Source organism: Aminobacter sp. MET-1 (assembly GCF_026521175.1).
Taxonomy (GTDB): domain Bacteria; phylum Pseudomonadota; class Alphaproteobacteria; order Rhizobiales; family Rhizobiaceae; genus Aminobacter.
In genome coordinates this window covers 1-240 of sequence record NZ_JAMSHL010000172.1, presented here as the reverse complement: position 1 = coordinate 240, position 240 = coordinate 1, and the positions used below count along the sequence as shown (strand labels likewise).

The 240-nt window shown below is 62.5% G+C and carries 1 protein-coding gene; it reads right to left on the bottom strand.

The genetic code is table 11. The features are described from left to right. The coding region (locus tag NDO48_RS29510) for a SecDF P1 head subdomain-containing protein (RefSeq protein WP_416377237.1) at positions 1–240 on the bottom strand (240 nt) is incomplete at both ends.

Sequence of the window (240 nt, the reverse complement as noted above, 5' to 3'; positions counted from 1 at the left end):
GATCGACGTGGCACTACCGGCGGGAGTGGCACCCTGAATGACCGGCGCGCTGATCACCTTCGAGTCCAGTACGAATGCGGCCTGCTTCTGCAGGTTCGCAGCCGTGAACTGCGCCCAGGTGTTCGACCCCTCGGAATCGAACGTCAGGCTCACCTGGAACTGAGCCTGCTGGTTGTCGAATCCCGACGTCGCGTCGGCGATCTGCTGACCGTCGATGATCGTCGGACCGAGAAGGTAGAC